General features: G+C 63.8%; 20 protein-coding genes. 14 read left to right on the forward strand and 6 right to left on the reverse strand.

Annotated elements, in window-relative coordinates:
* Positions 1-74 precede the first annotated feature (74 nt).
* Positions 75-1,073 (forward strand): alpha/beta hydrolase family protein, encoded by a 999-nt coding sequence (locus AC0MAZ_RS01410; RefSeq protein WP_475859896.1) that lies wholly within the window; start codon positions 75-77, stop codon positions 1,071-1,073.
* 63 nt (positions 1,074-1,136) lie between these two features.
* Here the strand turns inward: AC0MAZ_RS01410 and AC0MAZ_RS01415 are convergent, their stop codons facing one another.
* The 3 genes from AC0MAZ_RS01415 to AC0MAZ_RS01425 are packed head-to-tail and all read right to left on the reverse strand — an operon-like array spanning position 1,137 to position 3,590.
* Positions 1,137-1,901, reverse strand: coding sequence for a TerB family tellurite resistance protein (locus AC0MAZ_RS01415; RefSeq protein WP_203649933.1), 765 nt, complete (start codon positions 1,899-1,901; stop codon positions 1,137-1,139).
* A gap of 1 nt (position 1,902) precedes the next feature.
* Entirely contained in the window at positions 1,903-2,574 is a 672-nt protein-coding gene (gene murU / locus AC0MAZ_RS01420) for an N-acetylmuramate alpha-1-phosphate uridylyltransferase MurU (RefSeq protein WP_475859898.1), read from the reverse strand.
* Positions 2,571-3,590 (reverse strand): aminoglycoside phosphotransferase family protein, encoded by a 1,020-nt coding sequence (locus AC0MAZ_RS01425; RefSeq protein WP_475859900.1) that lies wholly within the window; start codon positions 3,588-3,590, stop codon positions 2,571-2,573. The genes murU and AC0MAZ_RS01425 overlap by 4 nt, the downstream gene beginning before the upstream one ends.
* Positions 3,591-3,722: 132 nt before the next feature.
* Between AC0MAZ_RS01425 and AC0MAZ_RS01430 the strand changes: the two genes are divergently transcribed.
* From AC0MAZ_RS01430 to AC0MAZ_RS01480, 11 genes are all read left to right on the forward strand, one after another.
* Entirely contained in the window at positions 3,723-6,533 is a 2,811-nt protein-coding gene (locus tag AC0MAZ_RS01430) for an LPS-assembly protein LptD (RefSeq protein ID WP_475859901.1), read from the forward strand.
* Positions 6,514-7,833, forward strand: coding sequence for a peptidylprolyl isomerase (locus tag AC0MAZ_RS01435; RefSeq protein WP_234561389.1), 1,320 nt, complete (start codon positions 6,514-6,516; stop codon positions 7,831-7,833). The genes AC0MAZ_RS01430 and AC0MAZ_RS01435 overlap by 20 nt, the downstream gene beginning before the upstream one ends.
* Positions 7,830-8,819 (forward strand): 4-hydroxythreonine-4-phosphate dehydrogenase PdxA, encoded by a 990-nt coding sequence (pdxA, locus tag AC0MAZ_RS01440; protein WP_475859903.1) that lies wholly within the window; start codon positions 7,830-7,832, stop codon positions 8,817-8,819. The genes AC0MAZ_RS01435 and pdxA overlap by 4 nt, the downstream gene beginning before the upstream one ends.
* Positions 8,816-9,616, forward strand: a complete 801-nt coding sequence (rsmA, locus tag AC0MAZ_RS01445) for a 16S rRNA (adenine(1518)-N(6)/adenine(1519)-N(6))-dimethyltransferase RsmA (RefSeq protein ID WP_475859905.1) — start codon at positions 8,816-8,818, stop codon at positions 9,614-9,616. Before pdxA ends, rsmA begins: the two co-directional genes overlap by 4 nt.
* 189 nt (positions 9,617-9,805) lie before the next feature.
* Positions 9,806-10,186 (forward strand): Co2+/Mg2+ efflux protein ApaG, encoded by a 381-nt coding sequence (gene apaG / locus AC0MAZ_RS01450; protein ID WP_475859907.1) that lies wholly within the window; start codon positions 9,806-9,808, stop codon positions 10,184-10,186.
* The gene (locus AC0MAZ_RS01455; protein WP_475859909.1) at positions 10,186-11,043 is read left to right on the forward strand and encodes a symmetrical bis(5'-nucleosyl)-tetraphosphatase; all 858 of its coding nucleotides are present in this window, start codon (positions 10,186-10,188) and stop codon (positions 11,041-11,043) included. Before apaG ends, AC0MAZ_RS01455 begins: the two co-directional genes overlap by 1 nt.
* Before the next feature lie 13 nt (positions 11,044-11,056).
* Positions 11,057-11,386, forward strand: a complete 330-nt coding sequence (gene glpE / locus AC0MAZ_RS01460; RefSeq protein WP_050703512.1) for a thiosulfate sulfurtransferase GlpE — start codon at positions 11,057-11,059, stop codon at positions 11,384-11,386.
* Between the two features lie 282 nt (positions 11,387-11,668).
* A complete protein-coding gene (locus AC0MAZ_RS01465; protein WP_203649925.1) occupies positions 11,669-13,591 on the forward strand; it encodes a PrkA family serine protein kinase in 1,923 nt (640 codons plus the stop codon).
* A 119-nt stretch (positions 13,592-13,710) separates the two neighbouring features.
* Entirely contained in the window at positions 13,711-14,982 is a 1,272-nt protein-coding gene (locus tag AC0MAZ_RS01470; RefSeq protein WP_203649924.1) for a YeaH/YhbH family protein, read from the forward strand.
* The gene (locus AC0MAZ_RS01475; protein WP_232855075.1) at positions 14,979-16,547 is read left to right on the forward strand and encodes a SpoVR family protein; all 1,569 of its coding nucleotides are present in this window, start codon (positions 14,979-14,981) and stop codon (positions 16,545-16,547) included. The genes AC0MAZ_RS01470 and AC0MAZ_RS01475 overlap by 4 nt, the downstream gene beginning before the upstream one ends.
* 58 nt (positions 16,548-16,605) lie before the next feature.
* Positions 16,606-17,703 (forward strand): tRNA nucleotidyltransferase/poly(A) polymerase-related protein, encoded by a 1,098-nt coding sequence (locus tag AC0MAZ_RS01480; protein ID WP_475859911.1) that lies wholly within the window; start codon positions 16,606-16,608, stop codon positions 17,701-17,703.
* A gap of 291 nt (positions 17,704-17,994) precedes the next feature.
* Here the strand turns inward: AC0MAZ_RS01480 and folK are convergent, their stop codons facing one another.
* Positions 17,995-18,504, reverse strand: coding sequence for a 2-amino-4-hydroxy-6-hydroxymethyldihydropteridine diphosphokinase (folK, locus tag AC0MAZ_RS01485; RefSeq protein ID WP_203649918.1), 510 nt, complete (start codon positions 18,502-18,504; stop codon positions 17,995-17,997).
* Positions 18,495-18,851 carry a dihydroneopterin aldolase gene (gene folB / locus AC0MAZ_RS01490; RefSeq protein ID WP_110994292.1) on the reverse strand — a complete coding sequence of 119 codons (357 nt, stop codon included), beginning with the start codon at positions 18,849-18,851 and terminating at the stop codon, positions 18,495-18,497. The genes folK and folB overlap by 10 nt, the downstream gene beginning before the upstream one ends.
* 74 nt (positions 18,852-18,925) lie before the next feature.
* Between folB and plsY the strand changes: the two genes are divergently transcribed.
* Complete coding sequence (gene plsY, locus AC0MAZ_RS01495; RefSeq protein ID WP_050703505.1) at positions 18,926-19,495, forward strand: glycerol-3-phosphate 1-O-acyltransferase PlsY; 570 nt, start codon at positions 18,926-18,928, stop codon at positions 19,493-19,495.
* Positions 19,496-19,520: 25 nt separating this feature from the next.
* Here the strand turns inward: plsY and tsaD are convergent, their stop codons facing one another.
* On the reverse strand, positions 19,521-20,546 hold the full coding sequence (gene tsaD, locus AC0MAZ_RS01500; RefSeq protein WP_203649916.1) for a tRNA (adenosine(37)-N6)-threonylcarbamoyltransferase complex transferase subunit TsaD: 1,026 nt from the start codon (positions 20,544-20,546) through the stop codon (positions 19,521-19,523).
* A 205-nt stretch (positions 20,547-20,751) separates the two neighbouring features.
* Here tsaD and rpsU point away from each other — a divergent pair, with 205 nt between their 5' ends.
* Positions 20,752-20,967 (forward strand): 30S ribosomal protein S21, encoded by a 216-nt coding sequence (gene rpsU, locus AC0MAZ_RS01505; protein ID WP_003255575.1) that lies wholly within the window; start codon positions 20,752-20,754, stop codon positions 20,965-20,967.
* The last annotated feature ends 6 nt before the right edge of the window (positions 20,968-20,973 follow it).

A 20,973-nucleotide genomic window follows, 5' to 3' on the forward strand; every position in this document is an offset into this window, starting at 1 on the left:
GACGGCCGCCTGGCGTGGCCGTCGCGGGCAAATACCATTAGGCTGCCGGTATGATTCTGGCCTTGGATTGATCGATGTTCACACTTTATCGCACGACGCTGGCAATGTTCTGCCTGGCTTCGCTCCTGCCGCTCGGCGCTCGGGCCGCCGACGCCGAAAAACCGCAGGATGCCGCCGAAACTGCGGCCCCCGCTCCCCGACCAGCGCTGCTTGAACGCAGCCAGGACGACGCCCTGGCCCTTGAGCGCCAGGTGCCCAAGGCCGAGCAACAGACCTTGCAGGCCAATGGCGAGAACTTCCTGGCGCTGTGGAAGCCGGCCAACGACAGCGATCCGCAAGGCGCGGTGATCATTGTTCCCGGTGCCGGCGAAAGTGCTGACTGGCCAACCACCGTCGGCCCGCTGCGCCGTGGCTTCCCCGATGTCGGCTGGAGCACCCTGAGCCTGAGCCTGCCCGATCTGCTTGCAGAACGCCCGCAGGCCCGGGTCGAAGCCAAGCCGGTGGTCGAACCGAAAAAGGAAGAAGGCGAGTCGGCTCCAGCCAAGGACACGCCAGCAGACGCCAATGCCAATGTCGCCCAGGCGACCGCGCCCGAGGCGGACGCAGCCGACAGCACCGACGCGGTCGAGGCCGACGAGCACACCAGTGAGGAGGATGCCGAACGCATCTTCGCCCGCCTCGATGCCGCCGTGGCTTATGCCCAGCAGCAGAAAGCGCGCAGCATCGTGCTGCTGGGTAACGGCAGTGGCGCGTACTGGGCCGCGCGCTACCTCAGCGAGAAGCAGCCGCCCCAGGTGCAGAAACTGGTGATGGTCGCCGCACAGACGCCGGCGCGGGTGGAGCACGACCTGCTGAGCCTGACGCCGACCCTGAAAGTACCAACGGCTGATCTGTACTACACAACCCGCAGCCAGGATCGACTGGCTGCCCAACAACGCCTGCAAGCCAGCAAGCGCGAGAAAAACAGCCAGTACCGGCAGCTGTCGCTGATGGTCGTTCCAGGCAACAAGGCCGCCGAGCAGGAGCAATTGCTGCGCAGGGTACGCGGCTGGCTGAAGCCCAAGGAAGAGTGACGCGTATCGAGGGACAAGCCAACTCCAACAACGTGGGAGCGGGCTTGCCCCGCGATGGCAAACCTAAAGCCCGCGCCGCTTGCGAATCATGGCATAGGCCTGATGCAACTCGCGGGTATGCTCGGTCGCCTCGCGCACCTTGGCCTCACTGGCGCCACTGCCCACCAGCTTGTCCGGGTGATGTCGGCTGAGCAAACGCCGGTAGGCCTGCTTGACCTTGTCCGCCTCGGTATCCGGTTCCACCCCCAGCAGCCTCAACGCTGCGGCATAGGTCATCGCACCGCCCTCGACCGCCGACTTGCGCGGTTCATACTCCAGCGACATGGCCTGCACCTGGTTGCGACTGAGCCCCAACTGCTGCCCCCAGCCCAACAGCAGGTCGCGCTCCTGGCGCCCTGCCTTGCCGTCGGCCCAGACCATGCGCCAACAGGCACGCAGGGTACCCTCGGCAGCGTGAGGCTGCAGCTTGATCCGGCGCAGGTAGTGACCCAGCCGGCCCTTGCCCGACTTGCCGCGGTTGAACGCGGCAATCGCCCGCATCCGCGCAGGCTCGGCAAGGTCCAGCCGCGACATTTCCTGACGCGCCTGCTGGATATGCCCCTCGAGCACCCGGCCGTCGCTCTTGGCCAGGCGTCCGAGCAGGACAAACAGCAGTTCCTCGTCACGCAGCGCCGGGCGCCCACCCAGGCGCTCGCGCACATCCTCCCAACCCTGCAGTCGCAGGCGCCGATCCATGGCCTGTCCCAGCAACGCCCCCAGCAATGCACCCGGGATGCTGGCCACGGCGAAACCGGCACCGGCACCAATCACTGTGCTCGGCCACCACATGTCAGGCACGCTCGCCGATCAGGCGCTCGACATCGGCCAGGCGCTCGAGGGTGCCGACATCGATCCAGTGGCCACGATAGTGCTCACCGCTCACCCGCCCCTCGACCATGGCCTTGCGCAGTAGCGGGGCCAACTTGAACGCGCCGGCTTGGCAACCCTCGAACAGGGCCGAACTCAGCACCGAGATGCCGCTGAAGGTCAGCGTTCCCGGCGCTTCGTCACCATCGCTCACCTGGCCATCCGCCAGGCGGAAGTCGCCACGGCCGTGATGGCCGGGATTGTCCACCAGCACCAGGTGCGCCAGCCCTTGCAGAGGAGCATTCAGGCCTGTGAAGTCGTAGTCGGTCCAGACATCACCGTTGACCAGCAGGAACGGCGCATCCCCAAGCAGCGGCAGCGCCTTGAAGATCCCGCCACCGGTTTCCAGTGGCTCGCCCTCCGGGGAGTAGCGGATGCTCAGTCCGAAACGGCTGCCGTCGCCCAGGTGGTCCTCGATCTGCTGGCCGAGCCAGGCGTGGTTGATGACCACTTCACGGATACCGGCGCGGGCCAGTGCCTCGAGGTGGTATTCGATCAGCGGCTTGCCGGCCGCGGGCACCAGTGGCTTGGGCGTATGCAGGGTCAGCGGGCGCATGCGCTCGCCCTTGCCTGCCGCCAGGATCATCGCCTTCATGAACGCGCCTCGCCCTTGAGCTCGACGATCAGTTGCCCCAGCTCGGCCAGTTCGGGACGGCGAGCTATCACTTCATCTATATAGGCGAAGAAACGCGGCACATCAGCGAGGTAACGCGGCTTGCCGTCACGGTGGCAGATGCGGGCAAAGATACCGATGACTTTGAGGTGGCGCTGCACCCCCATAAGGTCGCTGGCACGGTGGAACGCCTCGAACTCAGGCTGCACCGGGATGCCGGTGGCGCGGGCCTTCTCCCAATAACCACGCAGCCAGCCTTCCACGCGCGCCTGCGGCCAGCTGAGGAAGGCGTCCTTGAACAGGCAGGTGATGTCGTAGGTGACCGGGCCGTAGACGGCATCCTGGAAGTCCAGCACGCCCGGGTTGGGCGTGCTCTGCATCAGGTTGCGCGGCATGTAGTCGCGGTGCACCAGCACCTTGGGCTGGGCCAGGGCGCTGTCGATCAGCACCTGGCTGACCCGTTGCCAGGTGGCCTGCTGTGCTTCGGTGAAGTTCAGGCCAAGCTCGCGACCCACGTACCACTCGGGGAACAGCTCGACCTCGCGGCGCAGCAGGGCAACGTCGTAGCTGGGCAGCGGCGCGTCCATCGGCAGGCGCTGGAATGCCAGCAGCGCATCGATGGCATCGGCGAACAGCGCGTCGGCGTTGTCCGGGCCAATGATGTCCAGGTATGTCTGACGGCCCAGATCGCCCAACAACAGGAAACCACGCTCCAGGTCCTGGGCATGAATGACCGGCACGTTCACGCCCGCCGTGGCCAGCAGGTGATCGATATCGACGAACGGACGGCAATTTTCCTGCGGCGGCGGCGCATCCATGATCACGAAGCTGTGGCCGGCGCCCTCCCAGCGGAAATAACGGCGGAAACTCGCATCGCTGCTGGCGGCGGTCAGGCTGCCGGGGGGCACTTCGCCCCAGGCGTTGCTAAGGAACAGGCTCTCCAGTTGCCCGGCAAGCCAGGCGGTCAGTTGTTGCAGGCGTACATCGTGATCGGGCATTACAAGGGTTCTCCGACGGCCCTAGCCGTCAAGCGGGTCATGCTTTATTATCCAGCATCTTTTTCAGACCATCGAGAGGCGTGCGGCCCCCACACGCGGGCAGATGGCACGCAGGAAGCCCGGACTAATAAGATGGCATTGAAATCCCCCGCGTTTCGTAGAAAGTTTCCATTGCTGGTGACAGGCGGTCTGCTGGCCCTGCAACCCCTGGCCACGTCGTACGTGGTGGCGGCCGAGCAGTTCGACTGCCAAGTTTCCGCTTCCGGTGGCTGGGACTGCAAGCCCAAGACCTCCGCCAACCTGCCTCCGCGCCCGGTTCATCCGGGTGCTGCCGCTGCCAGCTCGGGCGCCGAAGCGCCTGGCGAAGCCGCCGCACCCGAGGCCGAGAAGCCGATGCTGGTCACCGAGGCCAAGGGCCGCGGCCTGAAATCGCGCAGCGAAGACTACAGCCACCTGGACTGGGTCCCGCGCGAGAAGCTCACCGCTGCGCAGCTGGCCGAGACCGGCCCGTACTGCGGCGGCGCCTACATCGAGCCGACCCGCCCAGGCATGAACGACTCCACGCCCAAGGACGAGTCGCCCACCTACATCAACGCCAAGGTCTCCAAGTACCAGCAGGAGCAGCAGATCGCCACCCTCGCCGGTGACGTGGTCATGCGCCAGGGCAGCATGCAGGCCGAGGCGGACGAGGCCAACCTGTACCAGGCCGAGAACCGCGGCGAGCTCAAGGGCAACGTCAAGATCCGCGACAACGGCTCGCTGGTGGTCGGCGACGAGGCGCAGATCCAGCTCGACACCGGCGAAGCCCGGGTCGACAACGCCGAATACGTGATGCACAAGTCGCACATCCGCGGCAACGCGCTGTACGCCAAGCGCGCCGAGAACGCCATCATCCGCCTCAAGGACGGTACCTATACCACCTGTGAGCCGGGCAGCAACGCGTGGCAGCTCAAGGGCAACAACATCACCCTGAACCCGGCCACTGGCTTCGGCACCGCGACCAACGTGACGCTGCGGGTCAAGGATTTCCCGGTGTTCTACACACCGTACATCTACTTCCCGATCGACGACCGTCGCCAGTCCGGCTTCCTGCCGCCGTCGTTCAGCTCCAGCAGCGACACCGGCTTCATGCTGGTCACGCCGTACTACTTCAACCTGGCGCCTAACTACGACGCCACGTTGTACCCGCGCTACATGGCCAAGCGCGGCATGCTGATGGAAGGCGAGTTCCGCTACCTGACCAAGTCCAGCGAAGGGCAGTTCGGCGGCGCTTTCCTGAACGACAAGGACAACGACCGCGAACTGCAGACGGACTACAAGAAAGATCGCTGGATGGTCAACTGGCAACACAAGGGCGGCCTGGACCAGCGCCTGATGGCCGAGGTCGACTACACCGACATCAGCGACCCGTTCTACTTCCAGGACCTGGAAACCGACCAGATCGGCGTGCAGAGCCGTGATTACATCAACCAGCGTGGCACGCTCACCTACCGTGGCGACTCCTACACCGCTGGCCTGAACGTGCACGCCTATGAGCTGGCAACCATTTCGCAGATCACGCCTTATGACCGCCTGCCTCAGCTGACCCTCAGCGGCATGCTGCCATTCCATCCGGGCGGTTTGGACTTTGGTTACGAATCCGAGGCGGTGCGCTTTGATCGCGATCTGAAGAATGACTTCGTCCTGGATAAAGATGGTAATCCGGATGCCTCTGCCGGCCTCCCTGGTCGCCGACTGGATGAAAACCTCTTCGGCATTGCCCGCTCCAACGGCACCCGCCTCAACTTCGCTCCCTCGATCAGCCTGCCGCTCGAGGCCAGCTACGGCTATGTCACGCCAAAGCTGAAGTACGTCTACACGCACTATGACCTCGACCTCGACAACAAGGGCAAGCAAGACCTCGCCACCAACCCGGGCTTGCTTGACGTGTATGGCGACTTCAAGAGCAATCAGAACCGCGATATTCCAGTCTTCAGTGTCGACAGCGGCCTGTACTTCGATCGCAATACACAGCTGTTCGGGACCAACTACCGCCAGACCCTCGAACCGCGTCTGTTCTACCTCTACGTGCCGTACAAGGACCAGACCGACATCCCGCTGTTCGACTCCGGCGAGAGCACCTTCAACTACTCGTCGCTGTTCCGCGACAACCGTTTCACCGGCACCGACCGCATCGGCGACGAGAACAAGCTGTCGCTGGGCCTGACCAACCGTTGGATCGAAGACAACGGCTTCCAGCGCCAGCGCTTCAGTATCGGCCAGGCGTTCTACTTCAAGGATCGCAAGGTCCAGCTGCCAGGCATCGACTACCGCACCCGAGTGGACAGCAAGTCGGATGTCTCGCCGTACGCGCTTGAATACGAATACGCTTTCAACCGCGACTGGCGCTTCAATTCGGACTACAACTGGGACCCGGACACCCACAGCCCTCGCTCGGGCAGCGCGATGTTCCACTACCAGCCCGAGGACAACCCGAACAAGGTCGTCAACCTCGGCTATCGCTACCGCAACGACCTGATCACCTACGACTCGCAGACCGGTAACTGGAAGGTCGGCGGTGGTGACTACGGTACGCCGGGCACGCCGGGCTACATCAAGGACTACTACAAGATCCAGCAGCACGACTTCTCGGTCATCTGGCCGATCGTGCCGCAATGGAGCGTCATTGCCCGCTGGCAGCATGACTACAACCGTAACCGCACGCTGGAAGCGATGGGCGGCTTCGAGTACGACAACTGCTGCTGGAAACTGCGCCTGATCAATCGCTACTGGATGGACTACGACGACTTCAGCCAGGCAATACCTGAAAACGAAAAGGGCGACCACGGGATCTTCCTGCAGATCGTGCTCAAAGGGCTCGGTGGTGTAGTCGGCAACAAGGTCGAATCGTTCCTGGACCAAGGCATTCAAGGTTACCGTACACGTGAAGAGCAAGCTTATTGATCGTCTGCGCCCGCTGATGCTGGGCGCCGCAATGCTGAGTGGCGCGGTGCATGCCGCGGTGCAACCCATCGACCGCATCGTGGCCACCGTCGACAATGACGTGGTCATGCAGAGCCAGCTGGACCAGCGCGTGCGCGAAGTGCAGCAGACCATCGCCAAGCGTGGCGGCGGTGTGCCGCCAACCAGCGCGCTGGAACAGCAAGTGTTGGAACGCCTGATCGTCGAAAACCTGCAACTGCAGATCGGCGAGCGCTCGGGTATCCGCATCACCGACGAAGAACTGAACCAGGCCGTCGGCACCATTGCCCAGCGCAATGGCATGTCGTTGGAGCAGTTCCGCGCCGCCCTGGCCCACGACGGCCTGTCGTACGACGATGCCCGCGAGCAGATCAAGCGCGAGATGATCATCAGCCGCGTGCGTCAGCGCCGGGTAGCCGAGCGTATCCAGGTGTCCGAGCAGGAAGTGAAGAACTTCCTCAACTCGGACCTGGGCAAGATGCAGATGTCCGAAGAGTACCGTCTGGCCAACATCCTCATCCCGACCCCGGAAGGCGCCAACTCGGACGCCATCCAGGCTGCCGCCCGCCAAGTCGGCGATGTCTACCAGCAACTCCGGCAGGGCAAGGACTTCGGCCAGATGGCCATTGAGCGTTCCGCCAGCGAGAACGCCCTGGAAGGCGGCGAGATGGGCTGGCGCAAGGCTGGCCAGCTGCCACCTGACTTCGCCAAGATGCTCAGCAGCATGGCCATTGGCGATATCACCCAACCGATCCGCATCCCCAACGGCTTCATCATCCTCAAGCTCGAGGAGAAGCGCGGTGGCAGCGAGAGCATCCTGCGCGACGAAGTGCATGTACGCCACATCCTGATCAAGCCGAGCGAGATCCGCAGCGAAGCCGCCACCGAGCAACTGGCCGAGCGTCTGTACGACCGGATCCAGAACGGTGAAGACTTCGCCGAACTGGCGAAGAGCTTCTCGGAAGACCCGGGCTCCGCGCTCAACGGCGGCGACCTCAACTGGGTCGACCCGAACAGCCTGGTGCCGGAGTTCCGCGAGCAGATGGCCAACGCCCAGCAAGGCGTGGTGACCAAGCCGTTCAAGACCCAGTACGGCTGGCATGTGCTGGAAGTCCTGGGCCGCCGCGCCACCGACAGCACCGAGCAGGCGCGCGAGCAGCAGGCCATGAACGTCCTGCGCAACCGCAAGTACGACGAAGAGCTGCAGAACTGGCTGCGCCAGATCCGCGACGAAGCCTACGTTGAAATCAAGCTGCCTGGCGTCGACCAGGCCGCCCAGTGAAGCCCCAGCGCTTCGCCGTCACGCCCGGCGAGCCGGCCGGCATAGGTCCCGACCTGTGCCTGCTGCTCGCCGCCGAGGCCCAGCCCCACCCCCTGATCGCCATCACCAGCCGTGACCTGCTCGCCGAGCGGGCCACGCAGCTGGGGCTGGCCGTCAGCCTGCTGCCCGTCACCCCCGACAGTTTCCCCAGCCTGCCAGCCCCCGCCGGCAGCCTGTACGTCTGGGACACAACACTGGCCAACCCGGTGGTGGCCGGACAGCTGGACAAAGCCAACGCCGCGTTCGTGCTGGAGACGCTGACCCGGGCCGGCCAGGGCTGCCTCGACGGGCAGTTCGCCGGGATGATCACCGCCCCCGTGCACAAGGGTGTGATCAACGAGAGTGGCATTGCCTTCTCCGGTCACACCGAATTCCTCGCCGACCTCACCCATACCGCGCAAGTGGTGATGATGCTGGCCACCCGAGGATTACGCGTGGCCCTGGTGACCACCCACCTGCCCCTGCGCGATATTGCCGACGCCATCACCGGCGAACGCCTGGAGCGCGTCACCCGCATCCTGCATGCGGACATGCGCGACAAGTTCGGCATCGCCAACCCACGCATCCTGGTCTGCGGGCTCAACCCGCATGCCGGAGAAGGCGGCCACCTGGGCCGCGAAGAAATTGACATCATCGAGCCGGCGCTGCAGCGCCTGCGCGCCGAAGGCATGGACCTGCGCGGTCCGCTGCCGGCCGATACCCTGTTTACCCCCAAATATCTGGAGCACTGCGATGCGGTGCTGGCGATGTACCACGACCAAGGCCTGCCCGTACTCAAGTACAAGGGCTTCGGCGCCGCGGTCAACGTGACGCTGGGCCTGCCGATCATCCGTACCTCGGTCGACCACGGCACTGCCCTGGACCTGGCCGGCACCGGTCGAATCGATACCGGCAGCCTGCGCGTCGCATTGGAAACCGCCTACCAGATGGCCGAGAACCGACCATGACCGAGCACTACCAACACCGGGCGCGCAAGCGCTTCGGCCAGAACTTCCTGCATGACGCCGGAATCATCGACCGCATCCTGCGGGCAATCAACGCCAAGGCCGGCGAACACCTGCTTGAAATCGGCCCGGGCCAGGGCGCCCTGACCGAGGGTCTGCTGGGCAGCGGCGCACAGCTGGACGTGGTGGAGCTGGACAAGGACCTGGTGCCGATCCTGCAACACAAGTTCGCCGGGCGCGACAACTTCCGCCTGCACCAGGGTGATGCCCTGAAGTTCGACTTCAACCAGTTGGGCGTGCCAGAGCGTAGCCTGAAGGTGGTCGGCAACCTGCCCTACAATATCTCCACCCCACTGATCTTCCATCTGCTCAGCCACGCCGGGCTGATCCGCGACATGCACTTCATGCTGCAGAAGGAAGTGGTCGAGCGCATGGCTGCCGGCCCGGGTGGCGGTGACTGGGGGCGCCTGTCGATCATGGTGCAGTACCACTGCCGGGTCGAACACCTGTTCAACGTTGGCCCTGGCGCCTTCAACCCGCCGCCGAAAGTGGACTCGGCCATCGTCCGCCTGGTACCGCACGCAGTGCTGCCTCATCCGGCCAAAGATGCAAAACTGCTGGAACAGGTGGTACGCGAGGCGTTCAACCAGCGCCGCAAGACCCTGCGCAATACCATGAAGGGGCTGCTCGACAGCGCGGCCATCGAAGCCGCCGGTGTCGATGGCAGCCTGCGTCCCGAGCAGCTGGACCTGGCCGCCTTCGTGCGCCTGGCTGACCAGTTGGCTGATCAGCAAGCCTGATATCTCCTGTACCGGCCTCTTCGCGGGTAAACCCGCTCCCACAGTGACCGCGTGCGATTCCTGTGGGAGCGGGTTCACCCGCGAAGAGGCCGGTACTGATAACAACGATCTCAGGCCCCACCCCGCTGGCCCTCCCCCCTCTCAATGGCCTAGACTGCGTTATTGCGTCAGTTCGCCCAAGGCCCTTGCATGTCCGACCCCCGCTATCAGATCGACGTCAGCGTCGTGACCCGCTACCTCAAAGACCAATCCGACCCCGAAAGCAGCCGTTTCGCCTTCGCCTACACCATCACCGTGCAGAACAACGGCACGGTCAAGGCCAAGCTGATGTCCCGCCACTGGCTGATCACCAACGGTGACGGCGAGGTCGAGGAAGTGCGCGGCGCCGGCGTGATCGGCCAACAGCCGCTGATCGAACCCGGCCAGAGCCACACCTACAGCAGCGGCGCGGTCATCAGCACCCGCGTCGGCACCATGCAGGGCAGCTACCAGATGTTCGCCGAGGACGGCAAGCGCTTCGACGCCGAGATCGCGCCGTTCCGCCTGGCCGTGCCCGGGGCCCTGCACTAATGGCCACCTACGCGGTCGGCGACCTGCAAGGCTGCCTGCAACCACTCAAGTGCCTGCTCGAACGCGTGCGCTTCAACCCGGCGGTCGACCGGCTGTGGCTGGTGGGTGACCTGGTCAACCGTGGCCCCGAGTCCCTCGAGACCCTGCGCTACCTCTATTCGATCCGCCATGCGCTGGTCTGCGTGCTGGGCAATCACGACCTGCACCTGCTGGCGGCCTGGCACAATGTCGAGCGCCTGAAGAAAAGCGACACCCTGCGCGAAATCATCGAAGCCCCGGACGCCGACCAGCTGTTCGACTGGCTGCGCCAGCAAAAGCTGCTGCACTACGACGAGACCCGCGGCATCGCCATGGTCCATGCCGGCATCCCGCCGCAATGGACCCTGGGCAAGGCGCTGGAGCTGGCGGCCGAGGTCGAGGAAGTGCTGCGCGACGACGGCCGCCTGAAGCTGTACCTGGACGGCATGTACGGCAACGAGCCGAACAAGTGGAGCAAGGACCTGGCCGGCGTCGAGCGTCTGCGGGTGATCACCAACTACTTCACCCGCATGCGCTTCTGCACTGCCGCCGGCAAGCTCGACCTCAAGACCAAGGAAGGCGCCGACAGCGCCCCCAAAGGCTACAAGCCGTGGTTCGATCACCCGGACCGTCGCTCGCGTCATGTGAAGATCATCTTCGGCCACTGGGCCGCCCTCGAAGGCCGCGTTGATGTGCCCGGCGTGATCGCCCTGGACACCGGCTGCGTCTGGGGCGGCGCGATGACCCTGTACAATGTCGACAGTGGTGAGTTCCACCGCTGCGACTGCACCCGCGAGGGCACCCCGCGCCCGCCGGCTCCACTCAACGAACACCCCTGAAGGAACCGCACCCATGAGCGAATTCAAGCGCATTACCCCAGAGCAAGCCCTCGCCCTGCGTGCGCAAGGCGCGGTCGTGGTCGACATTCGCGACCCGCAGGCCTATGCCGCCGGGCACATCGCCGGCGCCACTCATCTGGATAATCACTCGGTTGCCGATTTCATCCGCAACGCCGACCTGGACGCGCCTACACTGGTTGTCTGCTACCACGGCAATTCCAGCCAGAGCGCTGCCGCCTACCTGGTCGGCCAGGGCTTCTCCAACGTCTACAGCATCGACGGTGGCTTCGAGCTGTGGCGCAACACCTACCCGGCGGAAACCGCCCAGGGCAGCGCCGAATAATTTTTTCATTTTTCCTCCAGCCCGCGCTTGGCGCGGGCTTGCGCCCGACCTGACGAACGGTCGCAGGCCTCTTCTCGGCTCCCCGCCCTTGACCTTGCGTATAACCAACTATCCTTAAGCCCAGGCCATCCAAAAAAGGGGAGAGCCGGTACACCGGCGTGCGGGTCATCGGTAGCGTTCCAAGGTGTTCTGGGGGGTATACAGCAATCGGCGAGCCCGGTTGCATGCCAGCATCAGCTGACTGATCCGGCGTCGTCTCCACGTATCGAGCGAGGTGACGTCATGAGCATTTTTAGCCACTTCCAACAACGTTTCGAGTCCACCCGCCAGGAAGAACTTTCGCTGCAGGAGTACCTCGAGCTGTGCAAAGAGGATCGCAGCGCCTATGCCTCGGCGGCCGAGCGGCTGTTGCTGGCCATCGGCGAACCAGAGCTGATCGACACCTCAAGCAACTCCAGGCTGTCGCGGATCTTCTCCAACAAGGTGATCCGCCGCTATCCGGCCTTTGCCGACTTCCATGGCATGGAAGAGTGCATCGACCAGATAGTCTCCTACTTCCGCCATGCCGCCCAAGGCCTGGAAGAGAAGAAACAGATCCTCTACCTGCTGGGCCCGGTGGGCGGCGGTAAATCGTCGCTGGCCGAGAAACTCAAGCAGCTGATGGAAAAGGTGCCGTTCTACGCCATCAAGGACTCGCCGGTATTCGAATCGCCCCTGGGCCTGTTCAATGCCGCCGAGGACGGCCAGATCCTCGAAGAGGAATACGGCATCTCGCGCCGCTACCTCAACACCATCATGTCGCCCTGGGCCACCAAGCGCCTGCAGGAGTTCGGCGGCGACATCAGCAAGTTCAAGGTGGTCAAGCTCTACCCATCCATCCTCAACCAAATCGCCATCGCCAAGACCGAGCCGGGCGACGAGAACAACCAGGACATCTCTGCCCTGGTGGGCAAGGTGGATATCCGCAAGCTCGAGGAATTCCCGCAGAACGACGCCGACGCCTACAGCTATTCGGGCGCCCTGTGCCGGGCCAACCAGGGCCTGATGGAATTCGTCGAGATGTTCAAGGCGCCGATCAAGGTCCTGCACCCGTTGCTCACCGCGACCCAGGAAGGCAACTACAACAGCACCGAGGGGCTGGGCGCGATCCCCTACTCCGGGATCCTGCTGGCCCACTCCAACGAATCGGAGTGGCACACCTTCCGCAACAACAAGAACAACGAGGCGTTCATCGACCGGATCTACATCGTCAAGGTGCCGTACTGCCTGCGCGTCAGCGACGAGATCAAGATCTACGACAAGCTGCTGATCAACAGCTCCCTGGCCAAGGCGCACTGCGCGCCGGACACCTTGAAGATGCTGGCCCAGTTCACCGTGCTCTCACGCCTGAAGGAGCCCGAGAACTCCAACATCTACTCGAAGATGCGCGTGTACGACGGCGAGAACCTCAAGGACACCGACCCGAAAGCCAAGTCGATCCAGGAGTACCGCGACTCTGCGGGTGTCGACGAGGGCATGAACGGCCTGTCGACCCGCTTCGCCTTCAAGATCCTTTCCAAGGTGTTCAACTTCGACCCTCACGAGGTGGCGGCCAACCCAGTGCACCTGCTGTATGTGCTGGAGCAGCAGATCGAGCAGGAGCAGTTCCCCGCCGAGGTGCGCGAGCGCTACCTGCGCTACCTGAAGGAATACCTGGCACCGCGCTACATCGAGTTCATCGGCAAGGAAATCCAGACCGCCTACCTGGAGTCCTACAGCGAGTACGGCCAGAACATCTTCGACCGTTACGTGCTGTACGCCGACTTCTGGATCCAGGACCAGGAGTACCGCGACCCGGAAACCGGCGAGATCCTCAACCGCATCGCCCTCAACGAAGAGCTGGAGAAGATCGAGAAGCCGGCCGGCATCAGCAATCCGAAGGATTTCCGCAACGAGATCGTCAACTTCGTGCTGCGCGCCCGGGCCAACAACAACGGCAAGAACCCCAGCTGGCTCAGCTATGAGAAGCTGCGGGTGGTGATCGAGAAGAAGATGTTCTCCAACACCGAGGACCTGCTGCCGGTCATCAGCTTCAACGCCAAGGCCAGCAAGGAGGATCAACAGAAGCACAACGACTTCGTCACCCGGATGGTGGAGCGTGGCTACACCGACAAGCAGGTTCGACTGCTGTCGGAATGGTACCTGCGGGTCAGGAAATCGCAATAAGGCGACACGCTACACGCCGTGCGTCCGAGGCTGGCCTTGCCGGCCCGGACGGCGGCGGCTGCTTTTACGCGCAGCTCGTAGCTTGAAGCATGCAGCTGTTCCCAGCTACCGGAGGGACCATGAGCTACGTAATCGACCGACGCCTGAACGGCAAGAACAAGAGCACGGTCAATCGCCAGCGCTTCCTGCGGCGTTACCGTGAACACATCAAGAAGGCCGTCGAAGAGGCCGTGAGCCGCCGCTCCATCATGGACATGGAGCATGGCGAACAGATCAGCATCCCGGGTCGTGACATCGACGAACCGGTGCTGCACCACGGTCGTGGCGGCAAGCAGACCATCGTCCACCCCGGCAACAAGGAATTCACCGCCGGCGAACACATCGCCCGGCCACAAGGTGGCGGCGGTGGCAGTGGCCGCGGCAAGGCCGGCAACTCCGGCGAGGGCATGGACGACTTCGTGTTCCAGATCACCCAGGAAGAATTCCTCGAATTCATGTTCGAGGACCTGGAGCTGCCCAACCTGGTCAAGCGCCACCTGACCGGTGCCGACACCTTCAAGACCGTACGCGCGGGCATTGCCAACGAGGGCAACCCGTCGCGCATCAACATCGTCCGCACCCTGCGCTCGGCCCACGCCCGGCGCATCGCCCTGACCGGCAGCAGCCGCGCCCTGCTGCGCGAGGCGCAGAAGGAGCTGGACCGGCTCAAGGTCGAGGAACCGGACAACTTCACCGACATCCAGGACACCGAGATCGAGATCGAGCGGCTCAAGGCGCGCATCAACCGCCTGCCGTTCCTCGACACCTTCGACCTGAAGTACAACCTGCTGGTCAAGCAGCCCAACCCCAGCTCCAAGGCGGTGATGTTCTGCCTGATGGACGTGTCCGGCTCCATGACCCAGGCCACCAAGGACATCGCCAAGCGCTTCTTCATCCTGTTGTACCTGTTCCTCAAGCGCAACTACGACCGCATCGAGGTGGTGTTCATCCGCCACCACACCAGCGCCCGTGAAGTGGACGAGGAAGAGTTCTTCTACTCCCGCGAGACCGGCGGCACCATCGTCTCCAGCGCGCTCAAGCTGATGCAGGAGATCATGGCCGAGCGCTATCCGGCCAGCGACTGGAACATCTACGCCGCCCAGGCCTCGGACGGCGACAACTGGAACGACGACTCGCCGATCTGCCGCGACATCCTCGCCAACCAGATCATGCAGCACGTGCAGTACTACACTTACGTCGAGATCACCCCACGCGAACACCAGGCGCTGTGGTACGAGTACGAGCGCATCGGCGAGGCGTTCCCCGACACCTTCGCCCAGCAGCAGTTGGTATCGGCCGGCGACATCTACCCGGTCTTCCGTGAACTCTTCCAGCGCAGGTTAGCCACATGACCGCCAGAGAGCAGAGACGCCAGCCCATTTCCACCGGCTCCGAATGGACGTTCGAGCTGATCCAGACCTACGACCGCGAGATCAGTCGCCTGGCCGCTCGCTACGCCCTGGACACCTACCCCAACCAGATCGAAGTGATCACCGCCGAGCAGATGATGGACGCCTACGCCTCGGTGGGCATGCCGCTGGGTTATCACCACTGGTCTTACGGCAAGCAATTCCTCAGCACCGAGAAGTCCTACAGCCGCGGCCAGATGGGCCTGGCCTACGAGATCGTGATCAACTCCGATCCGTGCATCGCCTACCTGATGGAAGAAAACACCATGTGCATGCAGGCACTGGTGATTGCTCACGCCTGCTACGGCCACAACAGCTTCTTCAAGGGCAACTACCTGTTCCGCACCTGGACCGACGCCAGCTCGATCATCGACTACCTGGTGTTCGCCAAGCAGTACATCGCTCAATGCGAGGAGCGCCACGGCATCGATGCCGTCGAGGACCTGATCGACTCCTGCCACGCCCTGATGAACTACGGCGTGGACCGCTACAAGCGCCCCTACCCCATTTCCGCCGAGGAAGAGCGGCGCCGGCAGAAGGAGCGCGAGGAGCACCTGCAACGGCAGATCAACGACCTCTGGCGCACCATCCCCAAGGGCGCCGAAAAAGGCGGCGAGAGAGACGACGCACGCTTCCCGGCCGAGCCCCAGGAGAACATCCTCTACTTCATCGAGAAGCACGCCCCGCTGCTGGAGCCCTGGCAGCGCGAAGTGGTGCGCATCGTGCGCAAGATCGCCCAGTATTTCTACCCGCAGCGCCAGACTCAGGTGATGAACGAAGGCTGGGCGACCTTCTGGCACTACACCCTGATGAACGACCTGTACGACGAGGGGCTGATCACCGAAGGCTTCATGATGGAGTTCCTGCAGTCGCACACCAGCGTGGTGTTCCAGCCTGGCTTCGACAGCCCCTACTACAGCGGCATAAACCCCTATGCCCTGGGCTTTGCCATGTACACCGACATCCGCCGCATGTGCGAGTACCCCACCGATGAGGATCGCCGCTGGTTCCCGGAGATCGCCGGCAGCGACTGGCTGTCGACGATCAAGTTCGCCATGAGCAGCTTCAAGGATGAAAGCTTCATCCTGCAGTACCTGTCACCCAAGGTGATGCGCGACCTCAAGCTGTTCAGCATCCTCGATGACGACCAGCGTGACGACCTGCTGGTGCCGGCGATCCATGACGAGGACGGCTACCGCACAATCCGCGAGCAGCTGGCCGCGCAGTACAACCTGGGCAACCGCGAACCCAACGTGCAGATCTGGAGCATCGACCGGCGCGGCGACCGCTCGCTGACCCTGCGTCACCAGCAGCACAACCGCAAACCGCTGGGCGACTCCACCGACGAGGTGCTCAAGCACCTGCATCGCCTGTGGGGCTTCGATATCCACCTGGAGACCGTGCAGGGCGACCAGGTGATGAAGACCCACCACATGCCACCGCGCAGCGAGCACAGCGAGGCCGGCGACTACGGGCGCATGGACCTGGCCGTGGTGCACCACCTCTAGCCCGGCCCGCACCATTTCTGCCGACAAGGTATCCTGTCGGCAGAAATGGAGGTTTCACATGCAGATCTACAAGGTTGGCGGCGCCGTGCGCGACCGCCTGCTTGGCCGTCCGGTCAGCGACGTCGACTGGTTGGTGGTTGGCGCCACCGTCGAACAGATGCAGGCCCAGGGATTCCGCCCGGTCGGCGCCGATTTCCCGGTGTTCCTGCACCCGAAGACCGGTGAGGAATATGCCCTTGCCCGTACCGAGCGCAAGAGCGGGCGCGGTTATGGCGGTTTCACCTTTCACGCAAGCCCCGAAGTCACCCTCGAAGAAGATCTGGTTCGGCGCGACCTGACCATCAATGCCATGGCCGAGGACGAACACGGCGCGCTGCACGATCCCTATCACGGCAAGGCCGATCTCGAACAGCGGATCCTTCGCCATGTTTCCCCGGCGTTCGCCGAAGATCCCCTGCGGGTTCTGCGCGTTGCGCGCTTTGCGGCCCGCTACGCGCCCTTGGGTTTCCACGTCGCCGACGACACCCTGAAACTGATGCGCCAGATCGCCGAGTCGGGCGAGCTGCAGGCACTGACCGCCGAGCGCAGCTGGAAGGAGATCGAACGGGCATTGATGGAAAGCGAGCCTCAGGTGTTCGTCGAGGTGCTGCGCAGTTGCGGCGCACTGAAAGAGCTGATGCCAGAGCTGGAGCACGGCACCGATACACTGGCTGCGCTGCACCAGGCGGCCAGGCACCAGCAATCACTGCCGGTGCGTTGGGCATGCCTGCTGCGCGGATTGGAGCCAACGGCGATCAAGGCACTCAACCAGCGCTTCAAGGTCCCACGCGAATGCCAGGAACTGGCGGTGCTGGTGGGGGAGTTCGCCGAACGGGCCGATCAAGCTCTGGCACTGGAGCCGGTGAGCCTGCTGGAAATGCTGCAGAAGTTCGATGTGTATCGACGACCGCAACGCTTCGAGGATTTCATCGTCGCGTGCGAGATGGCTGCGCCAGGCTCGGCTTACCCTCAGGGCATGTACCTGCGGGGAGCCGCTGAAGCGGCGCGGGCAGTGGAAGTGAAGTCGCTGGTTGAGAAAGGACTGACCGGAAAGGCCTTGGGTGACGCACTGAAAGACAAACGGCTGAAGGCGCTCGAAGCATACCAATCAGCTTGATCCGCCCCCGCCCTTCGCGGGTAAACCCGCTCCCACAGGCGTGGCGCGTGGCTTGAGGGCTGCGCGGTCGCTGTGGGAGCGGCTTCAGCCGCGAACACCGGCGCAGCCGGTGCCAGGTACCGCGTAGCCTGCTTCGCGGCGGTGCGGCGGTCCGATAAACCCGCTCCCACAGGGATCGCGCCAGATTCTAAAAATTGAGCAAGACAGTTGCTCCCACAGGTTTTTCACCGCCCTCAACAGCGGCGCGATACCTGTGGGAGCGGGTTTACCCGCGAAGAGGGCGGTACTGGCTTACATCAGAGTCAGCTGCAACCCTCGCCATTCGAACGGCACCGGCGCCAGTACCTGTTCAATGCTCGCCTCCCGCCACAGCTGCCCCATGGACTTGCCCTCGCCCGGATGCACCAGTTCCGGTGCCAGCAACGACAACGGCCACAGCACAAAGGCGTTCTTCACGATCTCCGCCCGCGGCAGCACCAGACCATTGAACGTGCCACACAGGTCATCGAACATCAGTACATCGATATCCAGCGGCAGCCCCTTGCGATCCGGGGCGTAGCGGCCGTTTTCGGCCTCGATGAACTTGAGCCGGCGGTCGAGTTCCAGCAGCGGCAGGTCGGTGCATCCGCGCACTACCAGGTTGTAAAACGGGCCGCTCTTGATTCCCACGGCCTGGCTCTCGAACACTGCGGAGCAGTGCATGTCACTGAGCATGCCTGCCAACGCATCGAGTCCCGCACACAAGTGCCGCTCGCGGTCGATGTTGCTGCCCAGCCCGAGATATACCGTACTCAGAGACATCCGCGCTCGATCTCCACGCCTACACCGCCACGGGCCGCAGGCACCGCGCCCGGCTTGGTCAGCTTCAGCCGCACCCAGGGGATGTTGAACTCGGCCATCAGCACCGCCACCAGACGCTCGGCGAAGGTCTCCACCAGCTCGAAGCGCGCCTGCTCGGCAAAGGCCTGGACGCGCGCCGAGACACTGGCATAGTCCAGCGCCAGTGACAGGTCGTCACCGGCCGCCGCCGGGCGGTTGTCCCAGGCGAAACTCAGGTCCAGGCGCAGGCACTGGCGAATATCCCGCTCCCAGTCATAGGCACCGATGACGGTATCGACTTCCAGGCCTTCGATGAACACTCTGTCCAAGCACTTCTCTCCACAGCACGACAAGGGCGACGGGCGCCGTTAGAATCAGGGCGTCCTCGCCCGGAATAGTTAGCATGTTTTGGTCACTGGCGCTGCTTGCCTACCTGCTCGGCTCTCTGTCCTTCGCCATCGTCCTGAGCCGCCTCAGCGGCAGCCCCGACCCGCGCTCCAGCGGCTCGGGCAATGCCGGCGCGACCAACATGCTGCGCCTGGCAGGCCGCAAGCTGGCGATCCTGACGCTGCTCGGCGACCTGTGCAAGGGCATGTTGCCAGTACTGCTGGCCCGCCTGGCCGGGCTCGACCAGCAGGAGCAGGCCTGGGTCGGCATCTGCGCAGTCCTTGGCCACCTGTTCCCGGTGTACTTCCGTTTCCAGGGCGGCAAGGGCGTGGCCACTGCCGCCGGCATGCTCATGGCGTTGTACTTTCCCGCTGCGCTGCTGGCCATCGGCGCCTGGCTGCTGACCTTCTACCTCACCCGCACCAGCTCGCTGGCAGCCTTGATCGCCACGCCGCTGACGCTGCCATTGCTGGCCTGGCGAGAGCCCGAAGCACTGTTGCCGATGACGGTGTTGACGATCCTGATCGTCTGGCGCCACCGCAACAACCTGCGTGACCTGTTCGCCGGGCGCGAACGCCATTTCTGAGGCGTGCGCATGACCCCGGCGCGGCTCACACCGCCGGCAACTGCTCCATCGGCCAGCGCGCCTGCACGCTGATGGCCAGGTCCTGCTGCTGCCCGGCCAGCAGGCGCTGGCAACCGGCGTAGGCGATCATCGCGCCGTTGTCAGTGCAGAACCGTGGACGGGCGTAATAGACATTGCCCTTGATGCTGGCCAGCATGTCTTCCAGCGAAGCACGCAAGGCGGTGTTGGCACTCACGCCACCGGCGATGACCAGACGCTTGAGGCCTGTCTGCTTGAGGGCGCGCTTGCACTTGATGGTCAGAGTCTCCACCACCGCCTGCTGGAACGCCAGCGACACGTCGCAACGGGTTTGCTCGTTGTCGTCCCCGGCGTCGCGGCATTGCTGCCAGGTGTTCAGGGCAAAGGTCTTGAGGCCGCTGAAACTGAACTGCAGGCCTGGCCGATCGCACATTGGCCGCGGGAACACGAAGCGCCCGGGCGTGCCTTGCTCGGCCAGGCGGGCGATTTCCGGTCCACCCGGATAATTGAGACCGATCAGCTTGGCGGTCTTGTCGAAGGCTTCACCGGCGGCGTCATCCAGGCTCTCGCCCAGCAGCTCGTATTGACCGATGCCATCGACGCGCACCAGCTGGGTATGCCCACCGGACACCAACAAAGCGACGAACGGAAACTCCGGTGGCTGCTCCTCGAGCATCGGTGCCAGCAGGTGGCCTTCCATATGGTGCACGCCGATCGCCGGAATATCCCAGGCGAAGGCCAGCGCCTGGGCGCAGGAAGCACCCACCAGCAGCGCGCCGACCAGGCCAGGACCCGCGGTGTAGGCAATGGCGTCGATCTCGGTGGCGACGCAGTCGGCTTCCTGCAGCACCTGGCGGATCAGCGGCAGCATGCGCTTGACGTGGTCGCGCGAGGCGAGCTCGGGCACCACGCCGCCATAGACGCGGTGCAGGTCGATCTGGCTGAACAGCGCGTCGGCCAGCAGGCCGCGCTCACTGTCGTATAATGCGACGCCAGTTTCGTCGCAGGATGTTTCCAATCCCAGTACTAGCATGGGTCCGTGCCTTGTCGAGGCTGAATTCGAAGGCGCGCATGATAGTCCCCGTGTCCGGTGCCGACCAGCGGTTTTCGATCAGAGGCTTTGCATTCCGGCCAGCTAAGGGTTAACATCCGCAACCCTTGAAAACCGACGTTCTCCAGCACACCTTATGTTTTGCCAGGAGCACGTCTACCCCGGTAATGAATTAAGGTAGCCCTGGATGCCAGCCGTCAAAGTTAAAGAGAACGAACCCTTCGACGTAGCTCTGCGTCGTTTCAAGCGCTCCTGCGAAAAAGCCGGTGTACTGGCTGAAGTTCGTAGCCGCGAGTTTTACGAGAAGCCGACCGCCGAGCGCAAGCGCAAAGCCGCTGCCGCTGTAAAGCGTCACGCCAAGAAGGTTCAGCGCGAACAGCGCCGCGCCGTTCGTCTGTACTAAGTACAG

This window comes from Pseudomonas sp. A (assembly GCF_056270345.1).

Coding starts and splice junctions, on each gene's coding strand:
- plsY (WP_050703505.1), top strand. CDS start 18,926: ATGTTTTGGTCACTGGCGCTGCTTGCCTACCTGCTCGGCTCTCTGTCC.
- AC0MAZ_RS01455 (WP_475859909.1), top strand. CDS start 10,186: ATGGCCACCTACGCGGTCGGCGACCTGCAAGGCTGCCTGCAACCACTC.
- AC0MAZ_RS01425 (WP_475859900.1), bottom strand. CDS start 3,590: ATGCCCGATCACGATGTACGCCTGCAACAACTGACCGCCTGGCTTGCC.
- AC0MAZ_RS01465 (WP_203649925.1), top strand. CDS start 11,669: ATGAGCATTTTTAGCCACTTCCAACAACGTTTCGAGTCCACCCGCCAG.
- AC0MAZ_RS01430 (WP_475859901.1), top strand. CDS start 3,723: ATGGCATTGAAATCCCCCGCGTTTCGTAGAAAGTTTCCATTGCTGGTG.
- AC0MAZ_RS01410 (WP_475859896.1), top strand. CDS start 75: ATGTTCACACTTTATCGCACGACGCTGGCAATGTTCTGCCTGGCTTCG.
- rpsU (WP_003255575.1), top strand. CDS start 20,752: ATGCCAGCCGTCAAAGTTAAAGAGAACGAACCCTTCGACGTAGCTCTG.
- AC0MAZ_RS01480 (WP_475859911.1), top strand. CDS start 16,606: ATGCAGATCTACAAGGTTGGCGGCGCCGTGCGCGACCGCCTGCTTGGC.
- glpE (WP_050703512.1), top strand. CDS start 11,057: ATGAGCGAATTCAAGCGCATTACCCCAGAGCAAGCCCTCGCCCTGCGT.
- tsaD (WP_203649916.1), bottom strand. CDS start 20,546: ATGCTAGTACTGGGATTGGAAACATCCTGCGACGAAACTGGCGTCGCA.
- folK (WP_203649918.1), bottom strand. CDS start 18,504: ATGTCTCTGAGTACGGTATATCTCGGGCTGGGCAGCAACATCGACCGC.
- AC0MAZ_RS01415 (WP_203649933.1), bottom strand. CDS start 1,901: ATGTGGTGGCCGAGCACAGTGATTGGTGCCGGTGCCGGTTTCGCCGTG.
- rsmA (WP_475859905.1), top strand. CDS start 8,816: ATGACCGAGCACTACCAACACCGGGCGCGCAAGCGCTTCGGCCAGAAC.
- apaG (WP_475859907.1), top strand. CDS start 9,806: ATGTCCGACCCCCGCTATCAGATCGACGTCAGCGTCGTGACCCGCTAC.
- AC0MAZ_RS01475 (WP_232855075.1), top strand. CDS start 14,979: ATGACCGCCAGAGAGCAGAGACGCCAGCCCATTTCCACCGGCTCCGAA.
- AC0MAZ_RS01470 (WP_203649924.1), top strand. CDS start 13,711: ATGAGCTACGTAATCGACCGACGCCTGAACGGCAAGAACAAGAGCACG.
- murU (WP_475859898.1), bottom strand. CDS start 2,574: ATGAAGGCGATGATCCTGGCGGCAGGCAAGGGCGAGCGCATGCGCCCG.